Source organism: Streptomyces sp. NPDC021012, assembly GCF_044333355.1.
Classification (GTDB): Bacteria; Actinomycetota; Actinomycetes; order Streptomycetales; family Streptomycetaceae; genus Streptomyces.
In genome coordinates this window covers 480,721-504,919 of sequence record NZ_JBIRQU010000005.1, presented here as the reverse complement: position 1 = coordinate 504,919, position 24,199 = coordinate 480,721, and the positions used below count along the sequence as shown (strand labels likewise).

Genomic DNA, 24,199 nt, shown 5'->3' with positions numbered 1-24,199 from the left:
ACAGGGACCCAGCGATGGGGTGGTGTGGCCATGCCCGACCTGGAAGAACCGGCCGAGGACGCCGCCGAGGGGGCGGCCCGGGAGCCGGCGTCGGAGACCGACGCGGAGCGCCGCAGGCGCCGCGCCCAGTTCCTCCGCGAGCTGGGCGAGGCCAAGGCGCTGCGCGAGCGCGTGCAGCCTCGGCGCGCCCGGGCCGCCCGGATGCGCCAGGCGATGCGCATGCGGACCTTCCGCTGGTAGGTCCCGGCCGGGACGTCCCCCGTGCGCCCCCTCCGTGCGCCGGGGTCGCACGCCCACCCGATCGCGGGGCCGTTCAGACTGATGCGCGACGCAAGAGCCGAAGACCTCTCCTGACGGCGCCGTTTCTGTCACGATGCCGATTGGGCGGGGCATCAGGCTCGCGCCGCCGGAACGTCACACCTCTGATCAGTGGGAGAGAGTCAGGTGTACTTCGCCGCACTGCTCGCGCGCACCGAAGACGGGTGGGAAGCGAGCGACACGGAGCTCGACGACGTGGAGACCCTGTCGGATCTGGCCGAGCTGGCACGTGAGGCCTCGGACGACGACACGGTGATCGTCTTCATCGAGCAGGAGGACGCGTGGTTCGGGATCGTCCGGATCGAGGGTGAGGAAGACCCTCGGATCTACGTCTCGGACGGAGCCGCCGCCGCCCGTTCCTCGTACGGGGAGATGCTCACCCGGGAGCTCCTCGGGGACGACCTGGACGACCTGGTCGACGACCTGGAGACGCTGGACCTGGACGGCACCGAGGACGGGGAGCCGCTCGACGCCGACGCGGACGAGGACGACGAGGCGGGCTCCGTCGCCGCCGAGGCCGTCCCGGCCGCCCCGGTGGGCGACCGCCTGATCCTCGCGGACCTCGGCATGTCCCCGGAGGACCTCCTGGCCCTCGACACCGACGCGCTCGCGGAGATCGCGGACGCCCTGGGCGCCGCCGACGTCCTGGAGGCCGTCCGCTAGTGGCACCCGCGGTACCTGCAACCCCCGAACCGACGGCCCGCGCCGCCGGCGATCCCGTACGGGACCCGGAGACGGGAGCCTCGACCGACCACCCCGTACGGGACCCCGAGGCGGGCCCCCTGGCCGACCCTGTACGGGACTCGGAGACGGGAGCCCTGACCGACCCCGTGCGGGACTCCGCGGCCGGAGCCCCGGCCGATCCCGTACGGGACCCCTGGCGGGAGGTCATGCGGCTCGCCATGGCCGAGGCCGACGCGGCCGCGCCCGCCGGTGACGTGCCGGTCGGCGCGGTGGTGCTCGGTCCGGACGGGGCGGTGATCTCCCGTGCGCACAACGAGCGGGAGGCCACCGGTGACCCCACCGCGCACGCCGAGGTGCTCGCCCTGCGCCGGGCGGCGGCGGTGACCGGAGAGTGGCGGCTGACGGGCTGCACGCTGGTCGTGACCCTGGAGCCGTGCGTGATGTGCGCGGGCGCGCTCGTCCAGTCGCGCGTCGAGCGGGTGGTGTTCGGGGCGCTGGACGAGAAGGCGGGCGCGACGGGTTCGCTCTGGGACCTCGTGCGGGACCGGCGGCTGAACCACCGTCCCGAGGTGATCCAGGGCGTCCTCGGCGAGGAGTGCGCCGAGCAGTTGACGGCCTTCTTCCGCACCCGCTGACCCTCCTTCTGACCTGCGACGGGATACGGATTTCATCGCAGCGGGACTTTGGGCTAAGCTCTCTCTCGGTAGCGTGTCCGAGCGGCCGAAGGAGCTCGCCTCGAAAGCGAGTGTGGGGAAACTCACCGAGGGTTCAAATCCCTCCGCTACCGCTTCGATCGAAGGGCCCGGTGCATCAGCACCGGGCCCTTCGGCGTATCTCCGGTGCCGGCGGGGGCCCGTACGGGAAAGGCCCCGGTCCGCGCGTGGCGCGGCCGGGGCCTTCCGACGTGGGACGGGGGGAACGGCATCGGGGGGACAAGCCGCTCCCCCCGACGAGAACCGGTCCGGCAAGTCCTGCGCCACGGTCAGGGGGGAAGCTCGTGGCGCGGACCCCGCAGTGCGGGCCGGTTCCTTCGAGCCCCGCCGATTCCTGCCAGATCCGCCGGGCTCGACATCCATACTGCTCGCCCGTCACCCTTCCAGGGGGCGGCGAAAGGCCCGGATCTCCGGGCCCTTGGTCCATAAGCCCTCGGTTAGAGTGGCGCGGTCGTTCGACGGGGGAACAGGGGAGGGTGGGGCAGATGGCGCAGGCGAAGAAGATCGCGCTGTATGCGGTCATGGTCTTCATCGTGTACACGATCGTCACCTCCCCGGCCCGGGCGGCCGACCTGGTGCAGGTAGGGTTCGAGGGCATTTCCAGCGCCGCCCAGGGAGTCGGCCAGTTCATGACCGAACTCATCAACTAGGAGCTCTCCGTGATCCGCCATCTGGTCCTCTTCAAGCTCAACGACGGCGTCAAGCGCGACGAGCCGCGGGTCCTCGCCGGTGTCGAGGCGTTCCGCGCGCTCGGCGGGCAGATCCCGGAGCTGAGGTTCTGGGAGTGCGACTGGAACATCACCGACCGGCCGATCGCGTACGACTTCGCCATCAACTCGGCCGTCGAGGACACGGACGCGCTCCAGCGCTACCTGGACCACCCGGCGCACCAGGCGGGCGTCGCGCAGTGGCGCGAGTTCGCGACCTGGGTGATCGCGGACTACGCCTTCTAGACCTCGCGTCACCCCCAGGCCCCCTGCCGTCGCGGCGGGGGGCCTTTTCCGTGCGTGACCTCCCCTTTTTCCGCCAACATGCCCTCAACACGTGAGTATGCGGTGCTTGCACACAGTGGACATGTCTTGTGATGCTATGACCGCTTTTGACGGATGAGTTGACCGTAGTTGACCCAGTTACCCAGTCGACCAGCAAGACCAGCCAGAGGGGTGGCGTGAACGTGCCGGCCAGTACAGCACCTCAGGTCCCGCCCCAGCACGAGGCGGGGGGAACCCCGGACGCCCCGCGGCACCGGCCGCAGAGCAGTCGTGGCGCCGACACCCGGGCACTGACGCAGGTGCTCTTCGGGCAGCTCAAGGACCTGGAGCCCGGGAGCGCGGAGCACCACCGGGTGCGGGGGGCCCTCATCGAGGCCAATCTGCCGCTCGTGCGGTACGCGGCGGCCCGGTTCCGCTCGCGCAACGAGCCGATGGAGGACGTCGTCCAGGTCGGCACCATCGGGCTGATCAACGCCATCGACCGCTTCGACCCGGACCGGGGCGTGCAGTTCCCCACCTTCGCGATGCCGACCGTCGTCGGCGAGATCAAGCGGTACTTCCGCGACAACGTCCGGACCGTGCACGTACCGCGCCGGCTGCACGAGCTCTGGGTCCAGGTGAACGGCGCCACCGAGGACCTGACGACCGCGCACGGCCGCTCCCCCACGACCGCGGAGATCGCCGAGCGGCTGCGGATCGGCGAGGACGAGGTGCTCGCCTGCATCGAGGCCGGCCGCTCGTACCACGCCACCTCCCTGGAGGCCGCCCAGGAGGGCGACGGGCTGCCCGGGCTGCTCGACCGGCTCGGCTACGAGGACCCCGCCCTGGCCGGCGTCGAGCACCGCGACCTGGTCCGCCACCTGCTCGTCCAGCTGCCCGAGCGGGAGCAGCGGATCCTGATGCTGCGCTACTACAGCAACTTGACCCAGTCTCAGATCAGCCAGGAGCTCGGCGTCTCCCAGATGCACGTGTCAAGGCTCCTCGCCCGGAGCTTCGCCCGCTTGAGATCCGCAAACAGGATCGAGGCGTAACCGGAACGGGTAGACCGGTTCGGAGCAGTCCGACGGCGCATCAAATGCCGTACACCCCTTGTTTCCTGCGGATATGTCACCTCACCGTGTCGACAAGTCACTACAGCGTGTTGCCGACATGTGACATTCTGCTGGAACCGAGTTTGCCGCAGCCCCGCCGCCGGTATTCAGGTGGTGGCTGCGTTCCTAGATGGTCGCGGCCACCGCGACCGTCCGCGACCTCAAGGGGGTGGCATGTCCACAGAACTGGGCAGCTCGAAGGTGCTCACGCTCACGCCCGTTCCCGTGCCCACGCAGACGACGGCGCCGACCGCGGCCGACGGCACGGAGACCGCGGCGACCGCGGTGGCCGACGAGACCGCGCCCCCGCCGATGGTCGTCACCTCCGGCGCCCTCGACACCCGCACCCTCTCGCGCTCCCTCTTCCTGCGGCTGCGTGCCCTCGACGCCGAGGGAGCCGCGGCGGACAGCCCGGAGCGGACCTACGTCCGCGACACCCTCATCGAGCTCAACCTCCCCCTCGTGCGGTACGCGGCGGCCCGCTTCCGCTCCCGCAACGAGCCGATGGAGGACATCGTCCAGGTCGGCACCATCGGCCTGATCAAGGCGATCGACCGCTTCGACTGCGAGCGGGGCGTGGAGTTCCCGACGTTCGCGATGCCGACCGTCGTCGGTGAGATCAAGCGCTTCTTCCGCGACACCTCCTGGTCGGTCCGCGTCCCGCGCCGCCTCCAGGAGCTGCGCCTCGCCCTCACCAAGGCCAGCGACGAGCTCGCGCAGAAGCTCGACCGCTCCCCCACCGTCCCCGAACTCGCCGCCGTTCTGGGGGTGTCGGAGGAGGACGTCGTCGACGGCCTCGCCGTGGGCAACGCGTACACCGCCTCCTCGCTCGACTCCCCCTCGCCCGAGGACGACGGCGGCGAGGGTTCGCTCGCCGACCGCCTCGGCTACGAGGACACCGCCCTCGAAGGCGTCGAGTACCGCGAGTCGCTCAAGCCGCTGCTCGCCAAACTCCCGCCCCGCGAGCGGCAGATCATCATGCTCCGCTTCTTCGCCAACATGACGCAGTCGCAGATCGGCGAGGAGGTCGGCATCTCCCAGATGCACGTCTCACGGCTCCTCACCCGCACCCTCGCCCAGCTGCGCGAGGGCCTCATCTCCGACTGACTTCCGCGAAACCCCGGCCTATTGACGGTTCGTCAGCCAGACTGGGACACATGAGGCGCAGGAAGCCGGTACTTGTGGCGGTGGCGCTCTGCCTCGGCGGGGCGCTGACCGCGTGCGGCGGCGGAGGAGACGGCGAGGGGTACGCGGCGGTAGGCGCCGTCCCCCCTCCGAAGGGTGCGGCCGGCCCTTCGGGCGTGGTCCGCCTGGTCCCCCTGGAGCCCTCCGCGAGCGGGACGACGTCCAGCACGTCGTCCCCGTCACCCGAGGCCCCGGGAAGCCCTGGGGCATCCCCCGAAGGCGCCGGCGCCCCCTCTCCGGGCCCTTCCGGGACGCCGGGGGCCGCTGGGGCCTCCGGGCCTTCTCGTACGGGATCGACTACGGGATCCAGTACGGGTTCCCCCACGGGCTCGGGTTCGGGTACGGCTCCGACGGCCGCGCCCGGTCACGCGAGCACCGGCACCGGCACCGGCACCGGCACCGGCGGCACCCCGCCCCGTACCCCCTCCGCCACGCCCGGCACCGGTACGCCCCCGTCCTCGCCCGCGCCGACCACCGCGCCCGGGCCCGCCGTGCTCGCCGTCTCCGCGCCCGGGCTCGCGGCCGGCGATCAGCGCTGGTGCCAGCGGGTCACCGTGACCTTCCGCAACACCGGTGGCTCCGCGGCGACTTCGGGCACGGTCGGCTTCGGGACGCACATCATCGGGCTGCTCGGCACCGACTGGGGGACGGTCTCGTCCAGTCAGCCGCTGCCCGCGCCGATCGCCGCCGGGACGGCGCGGACGCAGACGTACACGGTGTGCGTGGACTCCTGGCGGGTGCCGCTCGGCATGCGGGTCGACACCCGCGAGGTCACCGCGACATGGCGCTGACCAGCGCCTCCGCGAACTCCGCCGGGTGCTCCACGCAGCCCACGTGCCCGCCGGGGAACGCGACGGTCTCCGCCCCGGTCAGCTCCGCGATCCGCCGGGAAGGACCGGCGAGCGCCTCCTGATCCGCCGACTCCCGCCCGACGCCGAGGACCAGCTTCCCGGCGGCGGCGCGCAGCCCCTCCAGGTCCGGGGCGGAGGAGGAGAAGGGGCACAGGACGTGCTCCAGGAAGACCGGCATGTTGGCGGCCATGCGGGAGGCCATCGGCCGGATGGAGGCGGGGAGTTCGCCGTGCTGCCGCTCCGGCTTCCGGCCGTCCGGCGTCTCGGAGAACCGGGCCATCGCCGGTCCGAGCCCCCGCGTGCGGTACAGCTCGCGCACCTCGGCGAAGTGCTCGCGGTACGGGGCGGGGTCGGCGAGCAGCTCCACCAGGGGCGGCTCGTGGGCGACGAGCCGGCGGACCCGGTCCGGGTGGGCGGCGAGCAGGGCGAGGGCGACGATGGCGCCGGAGCTGCTGCCGAAGACGTACGCGGGCTCGTCCGGCGAGACCGCGTCCAGGACGGCGAGGGCGTCGTCGCGCCACTCGGCCACCCGCTGGTCGCCGAGGGGCCCGTCGAGCGGGCTGCGCGACAGGCCGCGCTGGTCGTAGGAGACCACCGTGTGCCCGGCGTCCGCGAGCAGGTCCGCCATCCCTTCGAAGAGCCCGGCGTCCCCCGCGCCGCCGGGGACGAGGAGGAGGACGGGGCCGCTGCCGCGCTTCTCGTGGCGGAGGGTGGCCCCCGGGACCTTCACCGTGCCGACGTCGACGACGTTCATGAGCTGTTCCCCCAGTTCTCCAGCAGGTGGTGGAGCGCGTCGAGCGAGCGCGCCCAGGACTCGGCGACGGGGCGGGAGTGCGCGAAGCCGCCGCTGAGCTCGATGTGGATGTAGCCGTGGAAGGTGCTGCGGAGCAGGCGTCCGGCGTCGGTGAGGTCGGGTTCCCGCAGGCCGTAGCCGCGCAGCATGCCCTGCGTCAGCTCGACGGCGCGCAGGAAGACGGCGGTGTCGGCGACCTCCGCCGGGTCGATCCGCTGCTGGGTGGCCGCGTACCGCCCGGGGTGGGCGAGGGCGTAGTCGCGGTAGGCGTCGGCGAAGGCGGTGAGCGCCTCCCTGCCGGAGCGGCCGGCGACGGCGGCGCCGATGGCGTCGTTCATCTCGCCCGAGGCGAGGAGCGCGAGCCGCACGCGCAGGTCCCGCAGGTTCCTGACGTGCGAGTAGAGGCTCGCGTCCTTGACGCCGAAGCGGCGTGCCAGGGCCGAGACGGTGACCTGGTCGAGGCCGCTCTCGTCGGCCATCTCGGCGGCGGCCCGGACGAGGCCGTCGACGGTGATTCCCGCGCGTCGCACCACGGGCCCTTCCTTCCTAGAGGCTCTAGGAAGGAAGCTAGCACCCCTAGGAAGATTCAGGAACCGAGAAAACTCACCCCGGTCAGACGCTCCGACTCCTCCCACAGCCGGCGGCCCGTCCCCGGGTCCCCCGCCGCGTCGGAGAGGCGCACCCGGGTCGGGGTGCCCCGCAGTTCGCCCATGCCGTCCGGGCCGATGAACTCGCCGCCCGCGACGGACGGGTCGGTCGCCGCGTACAGCTGGGGCAGCGCGCCCCGCTCCGGCCGCTGGGCGAGCAGCGGATTGCCGACGCGCCCGAAGAACAGCTTCGCCAGGCCGGAGGTGTCCTTCATCTGGAGGCTCGTCGCCGTGTAGCCGGGGTGGGCGAGCACGCTGCGGACCGGGCTCGCGGTCGCGGTCAGGCGGCGGTGCAGTTCCTTGCCGAAGACGGCGTTGGCGAACTTGGACTGGTTGTAGAAGGCCATCGGCGCGTAGCCGCGCTCGCCGTTCAGGTCGTCGAAGCGGAGGCTGCCCTGCCGGTGGTTGATCGAGCTGACGGTGACCACCCGGGGGTCGGTCCCGGCCGCGAGCAGGTCGAGCAGCAGCCCGGTGAGCGCGAAGTGCCCGAGGTGGTTGGTGGCGAACTGGAGCTCGTGGCCCTGGGGGCTGAGCGTGCGGGGCGGTGCCATCACGCCCGCGTTGTTGACGAGCACGTCGAGGTGCGGGTGCTCCGCGCGCATCCGCTCGGCGAAGGCGCGCACCGAGTCGAGGTCGGCGAGGTCGAGCGGGCGGACGTCGAGGAGCCGGGCGTCCACGCCGAGCTCCCGGACCGCGCGGCGGCCCTTCTCCTCGTCCCGCACGGCGAGGATCACGCGCCCGCCCCGGCGGGCGAGCTCACGGGTGGTGGCGAGGCCGAGACCGCTGTTGGCCCCGGTGACGACGGCGACCCGTCCGGTCTGGTCCGGGATCCGGTCGGCGGTCCAGCGCTGCTTGTCAGTCATGCGGCACACGTTGCCGCTCGTGTCACCGAGTGTCAAGTACGACTCTGGATGTCACGGAAGTCACCGCGTACCATCGGGTCCGTGACCACCCTCGCCCAGCGCAAACGCCAGCTCGTCGCGACCGAGCTCACCGAGGCGGCGCTCCAGCTGCTCGCCCTCCAGGGCTTCGACGCGGTGACCGTCGACGAGATCGCGACCGCCGCCGGGGTCTCGAAGCGGACCTTCTTCCGGTACTTCGCGTCCAAGGAGGACGTGGTCGTCCAGTTCCTGGCCGACATGGGCGCCGACATGCGCGCGGGGCTCGCGGCCCGGCCCGCCGGGGAGCGCCCGTCCGAGGCGCTGCTGCACACCGTCTCCGTACCGCTGACCACCTGCGGCGACCACGCCGAGCGGGCACTGCCGGTGGTCCGGCTGATCCTGCGGACCCCCGCGCTGCTGGCCCGCTTCCTGGAGCACCAGGCCCGGTGGCGGGAGGAGCTGACGGAGGAGCTGGCGGTCCGGCTCGGGCGCGATCCCGCCACCGACCTCTACCCCCGGCTCGCGGCGGGCATGGCGCTCGCCGCCTTCGACGCCGTACTGCACCGGTGGAGCGGGGGCGAGGGTGCCGAGGACCCGGGCGCGCTGATCGGGGAGGCGTTCACGGTGCTGGCGCCGGCCCTGGATTCCGTGGCCGCATAAAGAAGTGGGCCGGGTCCGCATGTACTGCGGACCCGGCCCACCTTCACGGAGGGAGGGGTTCAGCCCAGCGCCAGCCAGGCGACGGCCGCCAGGACGACGATCACCGCGACGACGCCGACGATCAGGCCGACCTTCGGGCCGCCGGACCGGGTCGCGGCCTGCGGCTGTCGCTGCTGCGGGGTGCCCTCGTCGACGAAGGCGCGGAACATCTGGGTGCTGCCGGCGGGGTCGTAACCCTCGGGGCCCTGCGGGGGCTGTCCCTGGCCGTACGGTGCTTGCGGGTTGTGTGCCATGGGCCAGGACCCTAGCGAAGTCGGGGTGAGGGGCCCAAGCCCCGGCACCACCCCTCCCCCTTTACCGATTCTTTAGCGCTGTTTGACCGATTTAGTTTGCCTGAAGCAACCATCAATCTCTATGGTTGCCCTAAGCAACAAGATGGGCGGAGGGCCGATGTCGACACCGAGCATGTACGAGGAGCTCGCCCGCTCGGTGAGTGCGTTCGGCGCCGTGAAGCGCGGTCTCGCGCGCGTCCTGCCCGTCGAGTGCCAGGGCGGCCCGGCGGCCGTGCTCACCCTGGTCAAGCACCACGGCGAGATGCGGATGAGCCGGCTCGCCGAACTCATGGCCGTCGACATGTCCGTGTGCAGCCGCCATGTGGCGCACACCGTGGACCACGGCTGGATCGAGCGCCTGCCCGACCCGGACGACAAGCGCTCCCGCATCCTGCACCTCACGGAACCGGGCCACGCGATGCTCGGCGAGCTCGACCGCCGGGTGACCGAGGCCTTCTCCCGCCACCTCTCGGAGTGGTCCGACGACGACGTCGAACTCCTCACCCACCTGCTGACCCGCCTCCGCGACTCCTTCGGGGACTGCCGGGCCCAGGCCCACCACGCTTGAGAAACGCCTGAGAAAAAGGAAGTTCATGGCTACGACCACGCCCGACACCGGTGCGCGGGACGGCGTCACCGGTACCGGCGGTGGCGGCGACTCCGCCCCGATGACGCACCGGCAGATCATGGAGGCGCTGTCCGGGCTGCTGCTCGGCATGTTCGTCGCCATCCTGTCCTCGACGATCGTCTCCAACGCCCTCCCCCAGATCATCACCGACCTCGGCGGCGGCCAGTCCGCCTACACCTGGGTGGTCACCGCCGCCCTCCTGTCGATGACCGCGACCACCCCGCTCTGGGGCAAGCTCGCCGACCTCTTCTCCAAGAAGCTGCTCGTCCAGATAGCCCTGGTCGTCTACGTCACGGGCTCGATCGTCGCCGGTCTCTCGCAGAGCACCGGGATGCTCATCGCCTGCCGTGTCGTCCAGGGCATCGGCGTCGGCGGTCTGACCGCCCTCTCCCAGATCATCCTGGCCGCCATGATCGCCCCGCGTGAGCGCGGCCGGTACAGCGGCTACCTCGGCGCGACCTTCGCCGTCGCCACCGTCGGCGGCCCGCTGCTCGGCGGCGTCATCACCGACACCGACTGGCTCGGCTGGCGCTGGTGCTTCTACGTCGGCGTGCCCTTCGCGATCATCGCCCTGATCGTCCTGCAGAAGACCCTGAAGCTCCCCGTCGTGAAGCGCCAGGTCAAGGTCGACTGGGCCGGTGCCTTCTTCATCAGCGCCGCCGTCTCCCTGCTCCTCATCTGGGTCACCTTCGCGGGCGACAAGTACGACTGGATGTCCTGGCAGACGGCCGCCATGGTCGGCGGCTCGGTCCTCCTCGGCGCGGTCTTCGTGTTCGTCGAGTCCAAGGCGAGCGAGCCGATCATCCCGCTCCGCCTGTTCCGCAACCGGACGATCACCCTCGCCTCGGTCGCCTCGCTCTTCGTGGGCGTCGCGATGTTCGCCGGCACGGTCTTCTTCAGCCAGTACTTCCAGCTGGCGCGGAACGAGTCGCCGACGATGTCCGGCGTCCTCACCATCCCGATGATCGGCGGCCTGTTTGTCTCCTCCACCGTCTCCGGTCTGATCATCACCAAGACCGGCCGCTGGAAGGCGTGGCTGGTCAGCGGTGGCGCCCTCGCCGCCGGCGGCCTCGGCCTGCTCGGCACGATCCGCTACGACACGCAGTACTGGCACATCGCGATCTTCATGGCGGTCCTCGGCCTCGGCCTCGGCATGATGATGCAGAACCTGGTCCTCTGCACCCAGAACCAGGTCGCCCCCGCCGACCTCGGCGCCGCCTCCTCCGTCGTCACCTTCTTCCGCTCCCTGGGCGGTGCGATCGGTGTCTCGGCGCTCGGCGCGGTCATGGCCCACCGGGTCACGGACTACGTCAAGGACGGCCTGACCGAGCTCGGCCCGAAGGCCGCGGCCGCGATGGGCCAGGGCGGCTCGGGCGGCGGCATCCCCGACATGGACAAGCTCCCCGCCCCGATCCGCACGGTCATGGAGAGCGCGTACGGCCACGGTGTCGGCGACGTCTTCCTCTACGCGGCGCCGTTCGCGCTGCTCGCCTTCCTGGTGACGCTGTTCATCAAGGAGGTCGCGCTGAAGAGCAACGCGGTGAAGGCGGACGCCGAGTAGGAAAGCTCCCGGGCGCGCTTCGAGCGGAGGCGCGGCCGGGTCCGGTACGGAGCGGCGGGCAGGGGACGGCCCGCCGCTCCGTCATTTCTCCGTTTCCCGCGATGCCTCGCGCGCGACCATGACCTCGATGCCGGCGATCAGGACGTCCAGGGCGTAGTCGAAGTCGCGGTCCCAGATGACGCTGAGGTCGTCGTGCGAGGTCCGCTCGTCGAGGATCTCCCGCAGCCCCTCGACCTGTTCCATGAACTCCGGGTTGTCCCGGAAGCTCTTCACCGCGTCCACGTAGAACTCGTCCTGCGACTTGCCGGCCTCCGCCGCGCGCCGGCCGAACTGGGACTCGACCGTCCCGTAGCCGTACACGAACTGGAAGACCGCCGACATCGCGCTCGGGCGGCGGTCGAGCGAGAGGCCGGTCTCCGCGACCGTCGCGTGGATCTTCTGGCCGACGGCGATCGCGTTCGGGCCGATGTTGAGGTACTGGCCGGAGCTCGGCGACATCCACGCGTGGCGGACCAGCATCCGCCGGTAGTCCAGGGCGAGCAGCCGGATCCGGCCCTTCCAGTCCTCGGCCGCGTCGACCGCCGCGAGGTCGATCTCGCCGTAGACGCTGTCCATCGCGTACTCGAGGATGTCGTCCTTGGTGTCCACGTACCAGTAGAGGGACATGGCGGTGACGCCCAGCTCCGTCGCCAGCTTGCGCATCGACAGCTTGGCGAGGCCCTCCTCGTCGAGCATCCGGACCGCGGCGGCGACGATCCGGTCCCGGTCGAGCCCGGCCGGGCCGCCCCCGCTGCGGGCGGCCTTCTGCTCCAGCCAGACGCTGGAACGCGCCGGGTCCTTGGCCCGATCGGCTGCCTTGACCATCGCGTTCCTCCGTCTGTCAGCGGTTCGTCACCATGCTAGGCAGCGACCGGCTGCTCGGGGGTCGTGGCCCGCTCCGCCCGCTCGGCCCGCTTGAGCAGGGCCGCCGCGAGGAGACCGCCGGCGAGGACGGCGACGGCGCCGACCAGCTGGCTGGTCTGGAGGCCGGAGGCGAAGGCGTCCGCGATCTGCGCCCGCTCGGTGTCGTTCCCGGCCGCCGCGAGGGCGGCGGGCAGCGAGGCCGCGGTGACGGCGACGAGGGCGGCGAAGCGGGCGTTGAGCACGGCTCCGAGGACGGCGACGCCCAGGCCGTTGCCGAACTCGGCCAGGGTGCCGTTGATCCCGGCGCCCACGCCCGCCTTCTCCGGCGGGATCGCGCTCATCACCGCGTTGGCCATGGCCGGGGAGGAGACGGCGATGCCGACGCCCATCAGGACCAGGCCGAGCAGCATCCCCCAGTAGCTTCCGTCCGTGCCGCCGCCGAGCAGCGCGATCGAGCCGAGGCCGGCGGCGACCAGCGTCATGCCGAGGACGACGGTGGGCGGGGTGCCGAGCTTCACGACGATCCGCGGGCCGACGCCGGTCAGGTTGAGGCCGACGATCGTCAGCGCGAGCGGCGCCATCCGCAGACCGGCTTCGAGCGGCTGGTAGCCGAGGACGAACTGCAGGTGCTGGGTGAGCAGGAAGAGCGAACCGCCCATGCCGAAGACGACCAGGATCGAGCCGCCGATGGCGCCGATGAACTTCTGGTTCCGGAAGAAGTGCATGTCGAGCATCGGGTACGGGGTGTGCAGCTCCCACCGCGCGAAGGCGCCGAGGGCGGCGGCACCGACCGCGGCCGGGACCAGGACCTGCGCGGAGAGCCAACCGTGCGCGGGGCCGCTGATGATCGCGTACACGACGGCGGTCATGCCGATGGTGGAGAGCAGGGCGCCGAGCAGGTCGGGGCGCTCGCCCTGGGGGTTCTTCGACTCCGGGACGAGCTTGAGGACGGCGACGAGGGCGAGGGCCGCGACCGGGAGGTTGATCAGGAAGATCATTCCCCACCAGAAGTGGTTCAGGATCACTCCGCCGATCAGCGGGCCGCCGGCGAAGCCGAGCGAGGCGACCGTGGACCAGAGCGCGATGGCCTTGACCCGCTCCGCGTCGTCGAAGATCTGCATCACGACGGCGAGGGTGGTCGTCATCAGGAGGGCGCCGCCGACGCCCATGCCCGCGCGGGCGGCGATCAGCTGCGCGGTGGAGCCCGCGAGGCCGGCGGCGAGCGAGCCGAGGCCGAAGAGGGCGAGGCCGACGGCGAGGAGCTTCTTGCGGCCGTAGCGGTCGGCGGCGTTTCCGGCGGTGAGCAGCAGGCCGGACTGGACGAGCGAGTACGCGTTGATCATCCACTGGATGTCGGTGGTGGAGGCGTGGAGCTCGGAGGTCAGCGAGGGGATCGCGACGCTGAGGACGGTGTTGTCGAGCAGCACGGTGAGCTGGGCGAGACAGATGACGCCGAGGATCAGCCAGCGCTGTGGATGGCGGGCGGAGGCCGTCATGGAACGCTCCTATACGGTGTACGAGGCCAGGGCTCGTACACCGTATAGGGACTCTCGTACGCTGTATAGCGATTTACTTCCTCTTACTTCCTCGCGGTCAGGTCGTAGAGGGTGGCGCCGTCGACCGCGGCCTTCTCGAAGGTCTGCTCGACCCAGGTGGAGATCGCGGAGTTGCCGCCGCCGAAGCCGCCGCCGGACGCGATGAAGTAGTGGATCCTCCCCTCCGCCACGTACTGCTCGAACTGCGCGAGCGTCGGCGACGGATCGCTGCCGTTGAAGCCGCCGATCGCCATCACCGGCTTCTCGGTGGCGAGTTGGTAGCTGGCGGCGTTCTGAGAACCGATGGCGGCGGCGACCCAGGTGTACGAGTCGGCGTCGGCGAGGAGGGCGGCCTTCGCCTTCGCGCTGACAGTGGCGCCGTTGAGGAGGCCGCCCATGCCACCCGTGCCACCGGGGCCGCCTTCACCGGTGGGGGCCTGGCCGCCGGGACCGCCCGGGGGCCGGCCCGTGCCCTGGCCGCCGGGGACCTGGCCGCCTGGGGCCTGGCCTCCGGGGGCCAGGCCGCCCGGGAGTTGGCCGCCGGGGCCGCCGGGGAGTTGGCCCTGTCCCGGGCCGTACAGGACGAACATCCGCCCGTTGCCCGGCATACCGCGTCCGCCCGGCCCGCGCAGGCCGCCCGGGCCCGCCGTCACGATCGAGCCCTGGTGGCCCTCGGCGAGCGTGCTGAGGGTGTACGCGAAGGGGCCCGCGAGCCCGGCCGCGAGGCCGAGTCCCGCCGCCGCGAGGCCCAGCCGCCGGTCGACGCGGCCCGCGAACAGCAGCCCGAGAGCGGCCGCGCAGCCGCCGACGAGCACCGCCCGGCGCAGCCACGGCTGCCAGTCGGGCGTACGGCCGAGCAGTACCCAGGCCCACACCGAGGTCACCGCGACCGCCGCCGCCAGGGCGGCGGAGGCGGGGAACCGCGACCGCTCCTCCCACAGCACCGCCACGCCCATGCCGATGAGGGCGGCGAGGTACGGGGCCATGGCCACCGTGTAGTACTCGTGGAAGATGCCGGCCATGAAGCTGAACACGCCCGTCGTGAGCAGCAGCGAGCCGCCCCACACCAGGAACGCCGAGCGGGCCGTGTCCGTGCGCGCCGCCCGCCAGGTCACCACGAGCCCGGCGACGAGGAGGATCAGCGCGGCCGGGAGCAGCCAGGAGATCTGGCCGCCGACCTGCTCGTTGAGCATCCGCCCGAGGCCGGTCTCGCCCCAGCCGCCGCCACCGCCTCCGGGGCCGCCGCCGGCCCGGGTCGGGAGTTCCATGCCGGCCGGCAGGTCCACCGCCATCCCGCCGGGGCCGCCCCGGCCCCGGCCGCCCACGCTGCCGACCTCGTCGCCGTTCAGCCGCCCGAGGCCGTTGTAGCCGAAGGTCAGCTCCAGGAAGCTGTTCTTCTGCGAGCCCCCGATGTACGGACGGGAGGACGCCGGCCACAGTTCGACCAGGGCCACCCACCAGCCCGCCGACACGAGGAGCGCGAGCCCGCCCAGGCCGAGCCGACCGAACCGCCGCGCCAGGCCGCCCGGCGCGCACACCACGTACACCAGGGCGAGCACCGGCAGGATCAGGAAGGCCTGCAGGGTCTTGGCCAGGAACGCGAACCCGAGCGCCACCCCGGCCCACACCAGCCACCGCGCCGCGCCCTCGTCCAGCTCCAGGGCGCGCAGGACGCAGTAGACGGCGACCGTCATGAGCAGCGCGAGCAGCGCGTCCGGGTTGTTGAAGCGGAACATCAGCGCGGCGACCGGGGTGAGCGCGAGCACCGTGCCCGCGATCAGTCCGGCGCCCGCGCCGAACCGCCGCCGGACCGCCGCGTACAGGACGGCGACCGTGGCGACGCCCATCAGCACCTCGGGCAGCAGGATCTGCCAGGAGCCGAGTCCGAAGAGACGGACGGACAGGGCCATGGGCCAGAGGGCGGCCGGGGGCTTGTCGACGGTGATGGCGTTGGCGGCGTCGAGCGAGCCGAAGAAGAACGCCTTCCAGCTCTGGCTGCCCGCCTGCACGGCGGCGGAGTAGAAGGAGTTGGCGTAGCCGCTGGCGCTCAGGTTCCAGAGGTAGAGGGCGGCGGTGCCGAGGAGCAGGCCGAGGAAGACGGGCCGCACCCAGGGCGCGTCCTCGGCGCGCCCGCGCCGGAGACGTCGAATGAGCGGGTTCATCGCGTGGAGGTCCTTGTACGGGTGGCGCGCTCCGGGAAGACCCAGAGGCGGAAGAGGAGGAAGCGCAGGACGGTCGCGGCGAGGTTGGCGACGATCAGGACGGCGAGCTCGGTGGAGTGCGCCGGGTCGCCGGTCGCCGCGCCGAGGGCGGCGAGCGAACCGCTGGTCAGGGCGAGGCCGATGGCGAAGACCACGAGCCCCTGCGCCTGGTGGCGGACGGCCCGGTCCCGGCCCCGGACGCCGAAGGTGAGGCGCCGGTTGGCCGCCGTGTTCGCGACGGCGGAGACGAGGAGGGCGGCGGCGTTGGCGAGCTGCGGGCCGGCGCCGAGGCGGAAGGCCGAGTACAGCGCCAGGTAGAAGAGCGTGGACAGGACCCCGACCACGCAGAAGCCGACCAGCTGGCGGGCGAGCCCGCCGGGCACGCCGTTCAGCTCGCGGTCCCGGGGGTCGTCGCCGAAGGGCCGGGCGAGCCGGTCCAGGGGCAGCGAACCGGTCGCGAGGGCCCGCCCCACCCGCCACACGCCCTTCAGGTCGTCGGTGGCGGTCCGCACGATGTGGACGGTCGAGTCGGGGTCGTCGACCCAGTCGACCGGCACCTCGTGGATGCGCAGCCCGGCGCGCTCGGCGAGGACCAGCATCTCGGTGTCGAAGAACCAGCCGGTGTCCTCCACCATCGGCAGGAGCCGCTCGGCGACCTCCCGCCGTATGGCCTTGAAGCCGCACTGCGCGTCGGAGAACCGGGCGGCCAGCGAGGAGCGCAGGATCAGGTTGTAGGCGCGCGAGACGAACTCCCGCTTCGGGCCCCGCACGACCCGCGAGGAGCGGGCGAGCCGGGAGCCGATCGCGAGGTCCGAGTGGCCGGAGATGAGCGGCGCGACCAGCGGCAGCAGCGCGTTGAGGTCGGTGGACAGGTCCACGTCCATATAGGCGAGGACGGGCGCGTCCGAGGCCGACCACACGGTCCGCAGCGCCCGGCCCCGGCCCTTCTGTTCGAGCCGTACGGAGCGCACCTCGGGCATCTCGGCGGCGAGGGCGGCGGCGACCTCGGGGGTCGTGTCGGTGGAGGCGTTGTCGGCGACGGTGATCCGGAAGCCGTACGGGAAGGTCCGGAGGAGGTGCTCCTGGAGCCGGCGGACGCACGGCTCCAGGTCCTTCTCCTCGTTGTAGACGGGGATGACCACGTCCAGGACGGGCCGCCCGGTGGCGCTCACCGGCAGGTGCTCCCGGGCGGGGAGGGCTTCCCCGATGGTGTGTTCCCCGATGGTGTGGGTTCGCATGACAGGGACCCTCCCGGGGCCCGCTGTCACGGCTGTGTGATGAGCCTGTGGCCTGCCTGTGAGTCCCGTGCAGCAGGGAGTCGGACGGTGAAGACGGTCCGCCCGGGGGCGCTCTCGACCCCGACCTCTCCCCCGTGGGCGAGGACGACCGCACGCACGATGGCGAGGCCGAGGCCGGTGGATCCGGCATGCCGGGAGCGGGAGGCGTCGCCGCGCGCGAAGCGTTCGAAGACGGCGGGGAGCAGCTCGGGCGGGATGCCGGGTCCGTCGTCCTCGATGTCGACGAGCACCGACGCGGACTCCGTGCGGACGCGGGCGGTGACCTTGGTGCCGGGCGGGGTGTGGGTGCGGGCGTTGGCGAGGAGGTTGACCAGGACCTGCTGGAGCCGGGCGCCGTCGGCCCGGACGAGCGCGGTGCCCATGGGCAGTTCGAGGCGCCAGTGGTGCTCGGGCCCGGCGGCGCGGGCGTCGCTGACGGCGTCCACGACGAGCGGGACGAGGTCGGTCGTCCCGTACGCGAGGGGCCGGCCGGCGTCGAGCCGGGCGAGCAGCAGGAGGTCCTCGACCAGGCCCGTCATCCGGGTCGCCTCGGACTCGATCCGGCCGAGGGCGTGCCGGGTGTCGGGGCCGCACTCCTCGTGGCCGCGCCGGGTGAGTTCGGCGTACCCCCGGATCGAGGCGAGCGGGGTGCGCAGTTCGTGGCTGGCGTCGGCGACGAACTGCCGTACCCGGGTCTCGCTCTGCTGGCGGGCGTCGAGGGCCGAGTGGACGTGGTCGAGCATCCGGTTGAGGGCGGCGCCGACCTGGCCGACCTCGGTGCGCGGGTCGGCCTCGGCCTCCGGGACGCGCTGATGGAGCGCCACCTCCCCGCTGTGCAGCGGGAGACGGGCGACCTGGCGGGCGGTGATGGCGACGCGGCGCAGCGGGCGGAGGGCGATCCGGACGAGCACGGTTCCGGCGAGCGAGGCCGCGACGAGCCCGGCGGCGGTGACGCTCAGCTCGACGAGGACGAGGGTGGAGAGGGCGTCCTCGACCTCGGTGAGGGGCAGGCCGATGAGGAACTCGCCGTTGGCCCCGGTGGCGTACGCGACCCGGTACGAGCCGAGCCCGCCGGGCAGGTCGACGGTGTGCGGCCGGTCGTCGCGGGGGACGGCGGCGAGCGCGGCCAGCTGGGCCGCGTCGAGCCCCTTGACCCGGAACTTCGTGCCGTACGCGCCGGTGTCCTCGGACTCCGCCTGGTATCCGGCGGAGGAGACGCCGTCGTCCGTGAGGACGGCCCCGAGCGTGCCGTTCGGCGTCCCCGGCCCGATGACGAAGCCGAGCGGGTCCCGGCCCCGCACCGGATCGGGCAGGGACAGGACGACCGGCGGCCCGGCGGCCCGGTGCGCGACGGCCCGCACCTGCTCGTCGGCCTGCTCGTACAGGTACGAGCGGAACGCGATCGTCGTCACCGTGCCGATCACGGTCGCGACGACCGCGATCAGCGCGACCGCCGAGACGACGAGCCGTGTCCGCAGCGACCACGGCCGCCCGCGTCGTCCGCGCACGGGGACTACTCCCCCGGCTTGATCAGGTAGCCCGCCCCGCGCCGGGTGTGGATCATCGGCGAGCGGCCGGCGTCGATCTTCCGGCGCAGGTAGGAGATGTAGAGCTCGACGACGTTGGCCTGGCCGCCGAAGTCGTACGACCAGACCCGGTCGAGGATCTGCGCCTTGCTGAGCACCCGGCGCGGGTTGCGCATGAGGTAGCGCAGCAGCTCGAACTCGGTCGCGGTGAGGTGGATGGAGTCACCGCCCCGGGTGACCTCGTGACTGTCCTCGTCGAGGGTCAGGTCCCCCACGGCGAGCAGGGACTCGCTGCGCGTCTGCGCGGCCCCGGACCTGCGGATGAGGCCGCGCAGCCGGGCGACGACCTCCTCCAGGCTGAAGGGCTTGGTGACGTAGTCGTCACCACCGGCGGTGAGCCCGGCGATGCGGTCCTCGACGGCGTCCTTCGCGGTCAGGAACAGCACGGGCACGTCGGGCAGTTCGCGGCGGATCGAGCCGAGCAGGCTCAGTCCGTCGGCGTCCGGCAGCATCACGTCGAGGATGACGGCGTCGGGCCGGAACTCGCGCGCGGAGCGGAGCGCGGCGGCCCCGTCCCCTGCGCTGCGGACCTGCCAGCCCTCGTAGCGCAGGGCCATGGAGAGCAACTCGGCGAGCGAGGCCTCGTCGTCGACGACGAGGACCCGGACGGCGGTTCCGTCGGCGCGGAGCATGTCGGCGCGGGTGCCGGTGCGGCGTGTGGTGACGGTCATGGCGCCCACGCTGGCGGGCGCCGCTGAGAGGCCTCTTTCCCTTTCCTGTGAATTCCCTGAGAAAGGCCTTCGCGGGACCGGCCGCTCACCGTTTCACGTGAAACGACGCAGCTCACGGTTTCACGTGAAACATCGCAGCTCCGTTCTCGTAGAGGACCCGCCGGAGCCAGTCGTCCCCGAGCCCGAGTCGTTCGAGGGCGTGGAGCTGATGGGCGTACGGATACGGGATGTTGGGGAAGTCCGAGCCGAGGAGTATCCGGTCGCCGAGGTCCAGGAGCCGCTTGCGCTCGCCCTCGGGGAAGGGTGCGAGCCGCTCGCTGAAGTCGGTGAAGGCCATGGTGGTGTCGAGGTGGACGCCCTCGTACCGCTGGGCCAGGTCGAGGAAGTCGCCGTACTCGGGCATCCCCATGTGGGCGACGATCACCCGCAGCCGGGGGTGGCGGGCGAGCAGTCGCCCCATGGGTTCGGGGCCCGTGAAGTTCCCCGGACTGGGCCCGGAGCCGCAGTGCACGACGACGGGGGTGGCGCTGTCGGCCAGGGCTCCCCAGGCGGCGTCGAGCGCGCTGTCGTTCGGGTCGAAGCCGCCGACCTGGAGGTGCACCTTGAAGACCCGGGCGCCGGCGTCGAGCGCCTGGTGGACGTACGCCTCGACGCCCGGCTCGGGGAAGAGGGTCGCGGTGTGCAGGCAGTCAGGCGTACGGGCGGCGAAGTCGGCGGCCCAGGAGTTCAGCCAGGCGGCCATGCCGGGCTTGTGCGGGTAGAGCATCGCGGTGAAGGCGACCGCGCCGAACCCGCGCAGGAGGGCGAGCCGGCGCTCCTCCTCCTCGCGGTAGGTGATGGGCCACTCCACGCCGGTCAGGGGCCCGACGGAGTCGAAGTACGCCCAGACCTTGTCGAGGACGTTCTGCGGCATGAAGTGCGTGTGCACGTCGACGAGCCCGGGGATGCCGAGCCGCGCGATCAGTGCCTCGATCTCACTCGCGGCTTCGATCCCACTCGCGGCTTCCGTCTCACTCGCGCTCAAAGTCGTAGCTCCGCTCGACCTTGCCGATGTGGACGCTGTAGCTGTCGTACCAGTGCTTCCGCCCGTGCGCCTTGGCCGCCTGGTGCTCGGTGTGGAGGCGCCAGGTGTCGAGGGACTCCAGGTCGCGGAAGTAGGCGACGGTGATGCCGATGCCGCCGGGGGTGCGGGCGGACTCGTAGCCGAGGAAGCCGGGGATCTCCTGGACGATCTCCCGCATCCGGGAGGCGGTCTCGGCGTAGCCCTCGGGGGCGTCGGGACGGACGGAGGTGAACACGGCGGTGTAGTACGGCGGTTCGAGGCCCGCCACCAGCTTCTGGGTCATGTGATCACCCTCGCCGGGATGTCGGGGGGATGTCCACGGAGGCCGGGCAAAGGGATCCAAGACTTTACGAAGAAGGATCCGGGCTCAGAAAAGCCCCTCCTGGGCACTCTCGACCACGGGCGCAGGCACCGCCGTCACCGGCACCGAGAAGCCGTCCCCCTCCCCGGCCGCCGCGAGGATCCATCCGCCCATGAGCCGGGTGTCGAGGGCGAGGCAGCGCCCGTCGGGGGCGAGGAGGTGCAGGTCGGGACCGGCGGCGGCGAGCAGCCGCCCGGTGACGACACCGCCGGGAACGAGCTCGGTGACCGTGCCGTCGAGGCGCGGAAGCCCGTCGAGGTGGAAGGCCTCCGCATGGTCGTGCGGAGCGAACTCCAGCGGCTCCAGGGTCTCCGTCCAGCCGCCGACCGCCCGCGCCCGCCGGTACAGCTCCTCGACCTCGCGGGCCCGGTCGGCCGCGGGTGGCAGGGCGTGCCGGGCGGCCCTCTTCCGCTCGTACGCCACCCGGTCGGGCACGCCGAGGGCCTGCCGCAGCACCTCCTCCGTACGCCGGGCGGCCATCAGCGGCCCCCTCCCGAGCCAGCTGAACGCGACGGCCCCCTGCTCCAGGAGCCGCGCCTCACCCCGGGCCTCGGCGGTGATCCCCACCTTGGTCATCCCGGGCCCGAACCACGCCAGGTACACGCGGTACGGCTGCGGGTCGTCCGCGATCGTGTCGGCCGCGACGGAGTGCGCCCGGTCCAGCCGCGCGCACTCCGGGCACCGCCCCCCGGTGGCCCGCCCGGACACCGCCGCCTCCAGCGGACAGGGGTTCCCCCGCGCCCCCGGACACCTCCTCACCCCCACAGCCCGGAACGCCAGCCCCTGCCCGTACGCGAGCACACTGACCCGCCCACCCCGCCACCGCAGCCCGGGCACCCCACCGCCCCAACTGATCCCCCGGCACCACCACTCCACGCGGCCGCTCCTCCTAGGCTTCCTGGATGTCCAGTCTCCGCCACATCCGCTTCCAGTCCCCGACCAGAAGCCCGCGGGGCCACCACCCCGGCGTCTTCGGCCTCGCGAACGCGCTGGCCCGCGAAGGCCGGCTCTCCGCCGACGAGTACGCGATCTGGCGCGCCTCGAACGACTGGTACGACGCGCACTTCCCGAACCCGACGGCGGTGGACCCGACGGTCTACGACCCGGCGGTGAACCCGGGGGCCGCCGCCTGGTTCCGGCCGACGGCGACCGAGGCACTGACCCGGGTCGCCCCGTACCTGCGCATCCTGCGGGACCACGGCGTGCCCTGCGTACGCCTGGAGTCGGCGGATCCGGGCCGCATCGTGTACGAGGACGCGTACCAGGTGGTGGCGGTGGAACGGGCCGCTCAGGGCAGCACGTAGATGCGGGTGCCGTCCGGGGCCGGTCTGCCCACCTCGCGCATGCAGCCGCGTTCGAGGAGGAGCCGGACGCAGTCGCGGACGCGTTCGCGGGAGAGGCCTGTGCGGCGGGTGACGTCCAGGGTCCGGTAGCGCACTCCGCCCCGTACGAGCGCGGGAGCCAGGCAGGAGGCGACCGTCCGCATGTCTCCGGTGATGGCCCAGGACTCGACGAGCTCCTGCGGGGTGAGCGCGACGGCGGCGCCGGTGCGCTGGCGGGGCACGGCGAGCCGCTCCAGGGAGTCGGCGACCCTGGAGAGGCTGTGCCGGGTCTCGCGGAGCAGCTCCGCGTACTCGGGGTGCCCGGCGTACGCGGCGGCCCGCTCGTCGAACCGCCCCTGGAGCCGTACGAGGACGTCCACGAGCTCCGGCGGCAGCAGGTACCCGGAGTGCACCGGCGAGGGTTCGAGCCCGTACCCGCCGTACCGCTGGACCGCCGCCACGACCCCCGCCGTCCACGCCCGGAACGGCCCGGCCTCCGGGTTCCGGCACGCGCCGACGAGCTGGACGAGCCCCTCCAGGCTCACCATCCGGGTCGACGCCCGGATCCCCGCGCCCCCGCCGAGGTCCCGCGCGGCCGCCACGCACTCCTCGGGCAGCGGCACGGTCCGCAGCGCCTCGCGCGTCCCCGCGTACCCGAGCCGCTTCGCCACGTCCACCACCGGGAACCAGTGGGTCCCGTCCGGCGCGGTCAGCCGCCGCAGCCGCGCTCCGGTGGCGACGTGCACCAGGTCATCGATGTCGATCGCGTCCATCGATCATCACCTCCGCCTCGCAAGCTAGGCCGAGGGCATATTCGACTGACATGCAAATCAGACGGGTTCACCCGAAAGGGGAGGGTTCGCGGGGAGGTTCCCGGGACAGGAGCATGCCCCTGCCGCCGCGCACCCCACCGCACTAAGATCCGAGCCATGCCTCTGACCATGGACGACGTGGACCGGTTCGAGGCCTCCAGGCCCCGCCTGGAGGCGATCGCCTACCGCCTCCTCGGCTCGGCGAGCGAGGCGGAGGACGCCGTACAGGACACGTTCCTGCGCTGGCAGGCCGCCGACGTCGCACGCGTCGAGGTCCCCGAGGCCTGGCTGACGAAGGTCCTCACCAACCTGTGCCTCAACCAGCTCACCTCGGCCCGCGCCCGCCGCGAGACCTACGTGGGCCAGTGGCTGCCCGAACCGCTGCTCGCCGGCGACCCGATGCTCGGCCCCGCCGACACCGCCGAGCAGCGCGAATCCGTCTCGTACGCGGTCCTCGCCGTCATGGAGCGGCTCTCCCCCAACGAGCGCGCGGTGTACGTGCTCCGGGAGGCCTTCGGCTACCAGCACCGGGAGATCGCCGAGATCCTCGACCTCACCGAGAGCGCCTGCCAGCAGATCTTCCACCGCGCGAAGAAGCACGTCGCCGCCGGCAGGGCCCGTACGGAGATCGACGAGGCCGAAGCCCGGCGGATCGTCGAGGAGTTCCTCGCGGCGGCCACCACCGGCCGCACCGAGCCGCTCGTACGGCTGCTCACGGGCGACGCCGTCGCGATCGGCGACGGCGGCGGCAAGGTCCCGGCGCGCGCCAGCGCGTTCGAGGGCGCCGTCGCGGTGGCGAAGTTCCTGCGGGGCCTGTTCAAGCCGAGCACCGCCAAGCGCACCCTCGTCGGCGGGTCGCCCGAGCTGTACGCCTCGACCGCCAACGGCGTCCCCGCCGTCGTGGCGGTCCTCGACGGCCGGGTCATCGGCGTCATGTGCCTGGAGGTCACCGCGGAGGGCATCACGGCCTGCCGCAGCCAGGTCAACCCGGACAAGCTGGAACGCGCGACGAGGCACTGGTCGACGACGGACCACGGCACTCCCCTGGTGCGCACCGCCTTCTAGACCGACATGTGACCCACGTCACACCACGCTCCTGTCAGGAATCGTCGGGCTGCCCGGTTCAAGGGTC

27 protein-coding genes and 1 tRNA gene are annotated in these 24,199 nt (G+C 72.4%); 14 read left to right on the top strand and 14 right to left on the bottom strand.

What is annotated here, in order from left to right:
- The first annotated feature begins 30 nt into the window (after positions 1 to 30).
- From ACH4TP_RS19875 to ACH4TP_RS19835, 9 genes are all read left to right on the top strand, one after another.
- Positions 31 to 240, top strand: coding sequence for a hypothetical protein (locus ACH4TP_RS19875; protein ID WP_398438654.1), 210 nt, complete (start codon positions 31 to 33; stop codon positions 238 to 240).
- Positions 241 to 444: 204 nt separating this feature from the next.
- Complete coding sequence (locus ACH4TP_RS19870) at positions 445 to 981, top strand: hypothetical protein (RefSeq protein WP_389237983.1); 537 nt, start codon at positions 445 to 447, stop codon at positions 979 to 981.
- Between the two features lie 227 nt (positions 982 to 1,208).
- Positions 1,209 to 1,637: a tRNA adenosine(34) deaminase TadA gene (gene tadA / locus ACH4TP_RS19865; protein ID WP_388851795.1), complete on the top strand. Its 429-nt coding sequence runs from the start codon at positions 1,209 to 1,211 to the stop codon at positions 1,635 to 1,637.
- 67 nt (positions 1,638 to 1,704) lie between these two features.
- Positions 1,705 to 1,789, top strand: a tRNA-Ser gene (locus ACH4TP_RS19860).
- Between the two features lie 411 nt (positions 1,790 to 2,200).
- Positions 2,201 to 2,365, top strand: coding sequence for a hypothetical protein (locus ACH4TP_RS19855; RefSeq protein ID WP_389237985.1), 165 nt, complete (start codon positions 2,201 to 2,203; stop codon positions 2,363 to 2,365).
- A 9-nt stretch (positions 2,366 to 2,374) separates the two neighbouring features.
- Positions 2,375 to 2,668 (top strand): Dabb family protein, encoded by a 294-nt coding sequence (locus ACH4TP_RS19850; RefSeq protein WP_398438653.1) that lies wholly within the window; start codon positions 2,375 to 2,377, stop codon positions 2,666 to 2,668.
- A gap of 221 nt (positions 2,669 to 2,889) precedes the next feature.
- A complete protein-coding gene (locus ACH4TP_RS19845) occupies positions 2,890 to 3,738 on the top strand; it encodes an RNA polymerase sigma factor SigF (RefSeq protein WP_389237987.1) in 849 nt (282 codons plus the stop codon).
- A gap of 234 nt (positions 3,739 to 3,972) precedes the next feature.
- Positions 3,973 to 4,905: an RNA polymerase sigma factor SigF gene (locus ACH4TP_RS19840; protein WP_389237989.1), complete on the top strand. Its 933-nt coding sequence runs from the start codon at positions 3,973 to 3,975 to the stop codon at positions 4,903 to 4,905.
- A gap of 569 nt (positions 4,906 to 5,474) precedes the next feature.
- On the top strand, positions 5,475 to 5,774 hold the full coding sequence (locus tag ACH4TP_RS19835) for a hypothetical protein (RefSeq protein WP_398438652.1): 300 nt from the start codon (positions 5,475 to 5,477) through the stop codon (positions 5,772 to 5,774).
- On the opposite strand, the gene ACH4TP_RS19830 is transcribed toward ACH4TP_RS19835, so the two are convergent.
- From ACH4TP_RS19830 to ACH4TP_RS19820, 3 genes are read right to left on the bottom strand one after another with little or no spacing between them, the layout of a single operon-like run.
- On the bottom strand, positions 5,755 to 6,588 hold the full coding sequence (locus ACH4TP_RS19830; RefSeq protein WP_398438651.1) for an alpha/beta fold hydrolase: 834 nt from the start codon (positions 6,586 to 6,588) through the stop codon (positions 5,755 to 5,757). The two genes, ACH4TP_RS19835 and ACH4TP_RS19830, sit on opposite strands and share 20 nt — an antisense overlap.
- The gene (locus tag ACH4TP_RS19825; RefSeq protein WP_389238019.1) at positions 6,585 to 7,157 is read right to left on the bottom strand and encodes a TetR/AcrR family transcriptional regulator; all 573 of its coding nucleotides are present in this window, start codon (positions 7,155 to 7,157) and stop codon (positions 6,585 to 6,587) included. Before ACH4TP_RS19825 ends, ACH4TP_RS19830 begins: the two co-directional genes overlap by 4 nt.
- Positions 7,158 to 7,213: 56 nt before the next feature.
- Positions 7,214 to 8,137 (bottom strand): oxidoreductase, encoded by a 924-nt coding sequence (locus ACH4TP_RS19820; RefSeq protein ID WP_389237994.1) that lies wholly within the window; start codon positions 8,135 to 8,137, stop codon positions 7,214 to 7,216.
- An 81-nt stretch (positions 8,138 to 8,218) separates the two neighbouring features.
- Between ACH4TP_RS19820 and ACH4TP_RS19815 the strand changes: the two genes are divergently transcribed.
- Complete coding sequence (locus tag ACH4TP_RS19815) at positions 8,219 to 8,815, top strand: TetR family transcriptional regulator (protein ID WP_389237996.1); 597 nt, start codon at positions 8,219 to 8,221, stop codon at positions 8,813 to 8,815.
- Positions 8,816 to 8,874: 59 nt separating this feature from the next.
- Here ACH4TP_RS19815 and ACH4TP_RS19810 read toward each other — a convergent pair whose 3' ends face one another.
- Complete coding sequence (locus ACH4TP_RS19810; RefSeq protein ID WP_398191613.1) at positions 8,875 to 9,108, bottom strand: hypothetical protein; 234 nt, start codon at positions 9,106 to 9,108, stop codon at positions 8,875 to 8,877.
- Between the two features lie 157 nt (positions 9,109 to 9,265).
- Here ACH4TP_RS19810 and ACH4TP_RS19805 point away from each other — a divergent pair, with 157 nt between their 5' ends.
- Together ACH4TP_RS19805 and ACH4TP_RS19800 are read left to right on the top strand one after the other, a co-directional pair.
- Positions 9,266 to 9,715, top strand: a complete 450-nt coding sequence (locus tag ACH4TP_RS19805; RefSeq protein WP_389239006.1) for a MarR family winged helix-turn-helix transcriptional regulator — start codon at positions 9,266 to 9,268, stop codon at positions 9,713 to 9,715.
- Positions 9,716 to 9,740: 25 nt separating this feature from the next.
- The gene (locus tag ACH4TP_RS19800) at positions 9,741 to 11,336 is read left to right on the top strand and encodes an MDR family MFS transporter (RefSeq protein ID WP_398438650.1); all 1,596 of its coding nucleotides are present in this window, start codon (positions 9,741 to 9,743) and stop codon (positions 11,334 to 11,336) included.
- 81 nt (positions 11,337 to 11,417) lie between these two features.
- On the opposite strand, the gene ACH4TP_RS19795 is transcribed toward ACH4TP_RS19800, so the two are convergent.
- From ACH4TP_RS19795 to ACH4TP_RS19755, 9 genes are all read right to left on the bottom strand, one after another.
- Complete coding sequence (locus tag ACH4TP_RS19795; protein ID WP_389239002.1) at positions 11,418 to 12,200, bottom strand: TetR/AcrR family transcriptional regulator; 783 nt, start codon at positions 12,198 to 12,200, stop codon at positions 11,418 to 11,420.
- A 35-nt stretch (positions 12,201 to 12,235) separates the two neighbouring features.
- The gene (locus tag ACH4TP_RS19790; protein WP_398438649.1) at positions 12,236 to 13,735 is read right to left on the bottom strand and encodes an MFS transporter; all 1,500 of its coding nucleotides are present in this window, start codon (positions 13,733 to 13,735) and stop codon (positions 12,236 to 12,238) included.
- An 83-nt stretch (positions 13,736 to 13,818) separates the two neighbouring features.
- Positions 13,819 to 15,936 (bottom strand): ArnT family glycosyltransferase, encoded by a 2,118-nt coding sequence (locus ACH4TP_RS19785; protein WP_398438648.1) that lies wholly within the window; start codon positions 15,934 to 15,936, stop codon positions 13,819 to 13,821.
- The gene (locus tag ACH4TP_RS19780; RefSeq protein WP_398438647.1) at positions 15,933 to 17,213 is read right to left on the bottom strand and encodes a glycosyltransferase; all 1,281 of its coding nucleotides are present in this window, start codon (positions 17,211 to 17,213) and stop codon (positions 15,933 to 15,935) included. The genes ACH4TP_RS19785 and ACH4TP_RS19780 overlap by 4 nt, the downstream gene beginning before the upstream one ends.
- 26 nt (positions 17,214 to 17,239) lie before the next feature.
- Positions 17,240 to 18,760: an ATP-binding protein gene (locus ACH4TP_RS19775; protein WP_398438646.1), complete on the bottom strand. Its 1,521-nt coding sequence runs from the start codon at positions 18,758 to 18,760 to the stop codon at positions 17,240 to 17,242.
- 5 nt (positions 18,761 to 18,765) lie between these two features.
- Positions 18,766 to 19,509, bottom strand: coding sequence for a response regulator transcription factor (locus tag ACH4TP_RS19770; protein ID WP_388851484.1), 744 nt, complete (start codon positions 19,507 to 19,509; stop codon positions 18,766 to 18,768).
- 112 nt (positions 19,510 to 19,621) lie between these two features.
- The gene (locus ACH4TP_RS19765) at positions 19,622 to 20,500 is read right to left on the bottom strand and encodes an amidohydrolase family protein (protein WP_398438724.1); all 879 of its coding nucleotides are present in this window, start codon (positions 20,498 to 20,500) and stop codon (positions 19,622 to 19,624) included.
- Between the two features lie 19 nt (positions 20,501 to 20,519).
- A complete protein-coding gene (locus ACH4TP_RS19760) occupies positions 20,520 to 20,855 on the bottom strand; it encodes an antibiotic biosynthesis monooxygenase family protein (protein WP_398191630.1) in 336 nt (111 codons plus the stop codon).
- Between the two features lie 84 nt (positions 20,856 to 20,939).
- Positions 20,940 to 21,809, bottom strand: a complete 870-nt coding sequence (locus ACH4TP_RS19755; protein WP_398438645.1) for a DUF2797 domain-containing protein — start codon at positions 21,807 to 21,809, stop codon at positions 20,940 to 20,942.
- A gap of 26 nt (positions 21,810 to 21,835) precedes the next feature.
- Here ACH4TP_RS19755 and ACH4TP_RS19750 point away from each other — a divergent pair, with 26 nt between their 5' ends.
- Entirely contained in the window at positions 21,836 to 22,237 is a 402-nt protein-coding gene (locus tag ACH4TP_RS19750; protein ID WP_398191636.1) for a hypothetical protein, read from the top strand.
- Here the strand turns inward: ACH4TP_RS19750 and ACH4TP_RS19745 are convergent.
- A complete protein-coding gene (locus ACH4TP_RS19745) occupies positions 22,222 to 23,028 on the bottom strand; it encodes a Bro-N domain-containing protein (protein ID WP_398438644.1) in 807 nt (268 codons plus the stop codon). The genes ACH4TP_RS19750 and ACH4TP_RS19745 overlap by 16 nt on opposite strands.
- Positions 23,029 to 23,184: 156 nt before the next feature.
- Here ACH4TP_RS19745 and ACH4TP_RS19740 point away from each other — a divergent pair, with 156 nt between their 5' ends.
- Positions 23,185 to 24,132 (top strand): RNA polymerase sigma-70 factor, encoded by a 948-nt coding sequence (locus ACH4TP_RS19740; RefSeq protein ID WP_389238985.1) that lies wholly within the window; start codon positions 23,185 to 23,187, stop codon positions 24,130 to 24,132.
- Positions 24,133 to 24,199 lie beyond the last annotated feature (67 nt).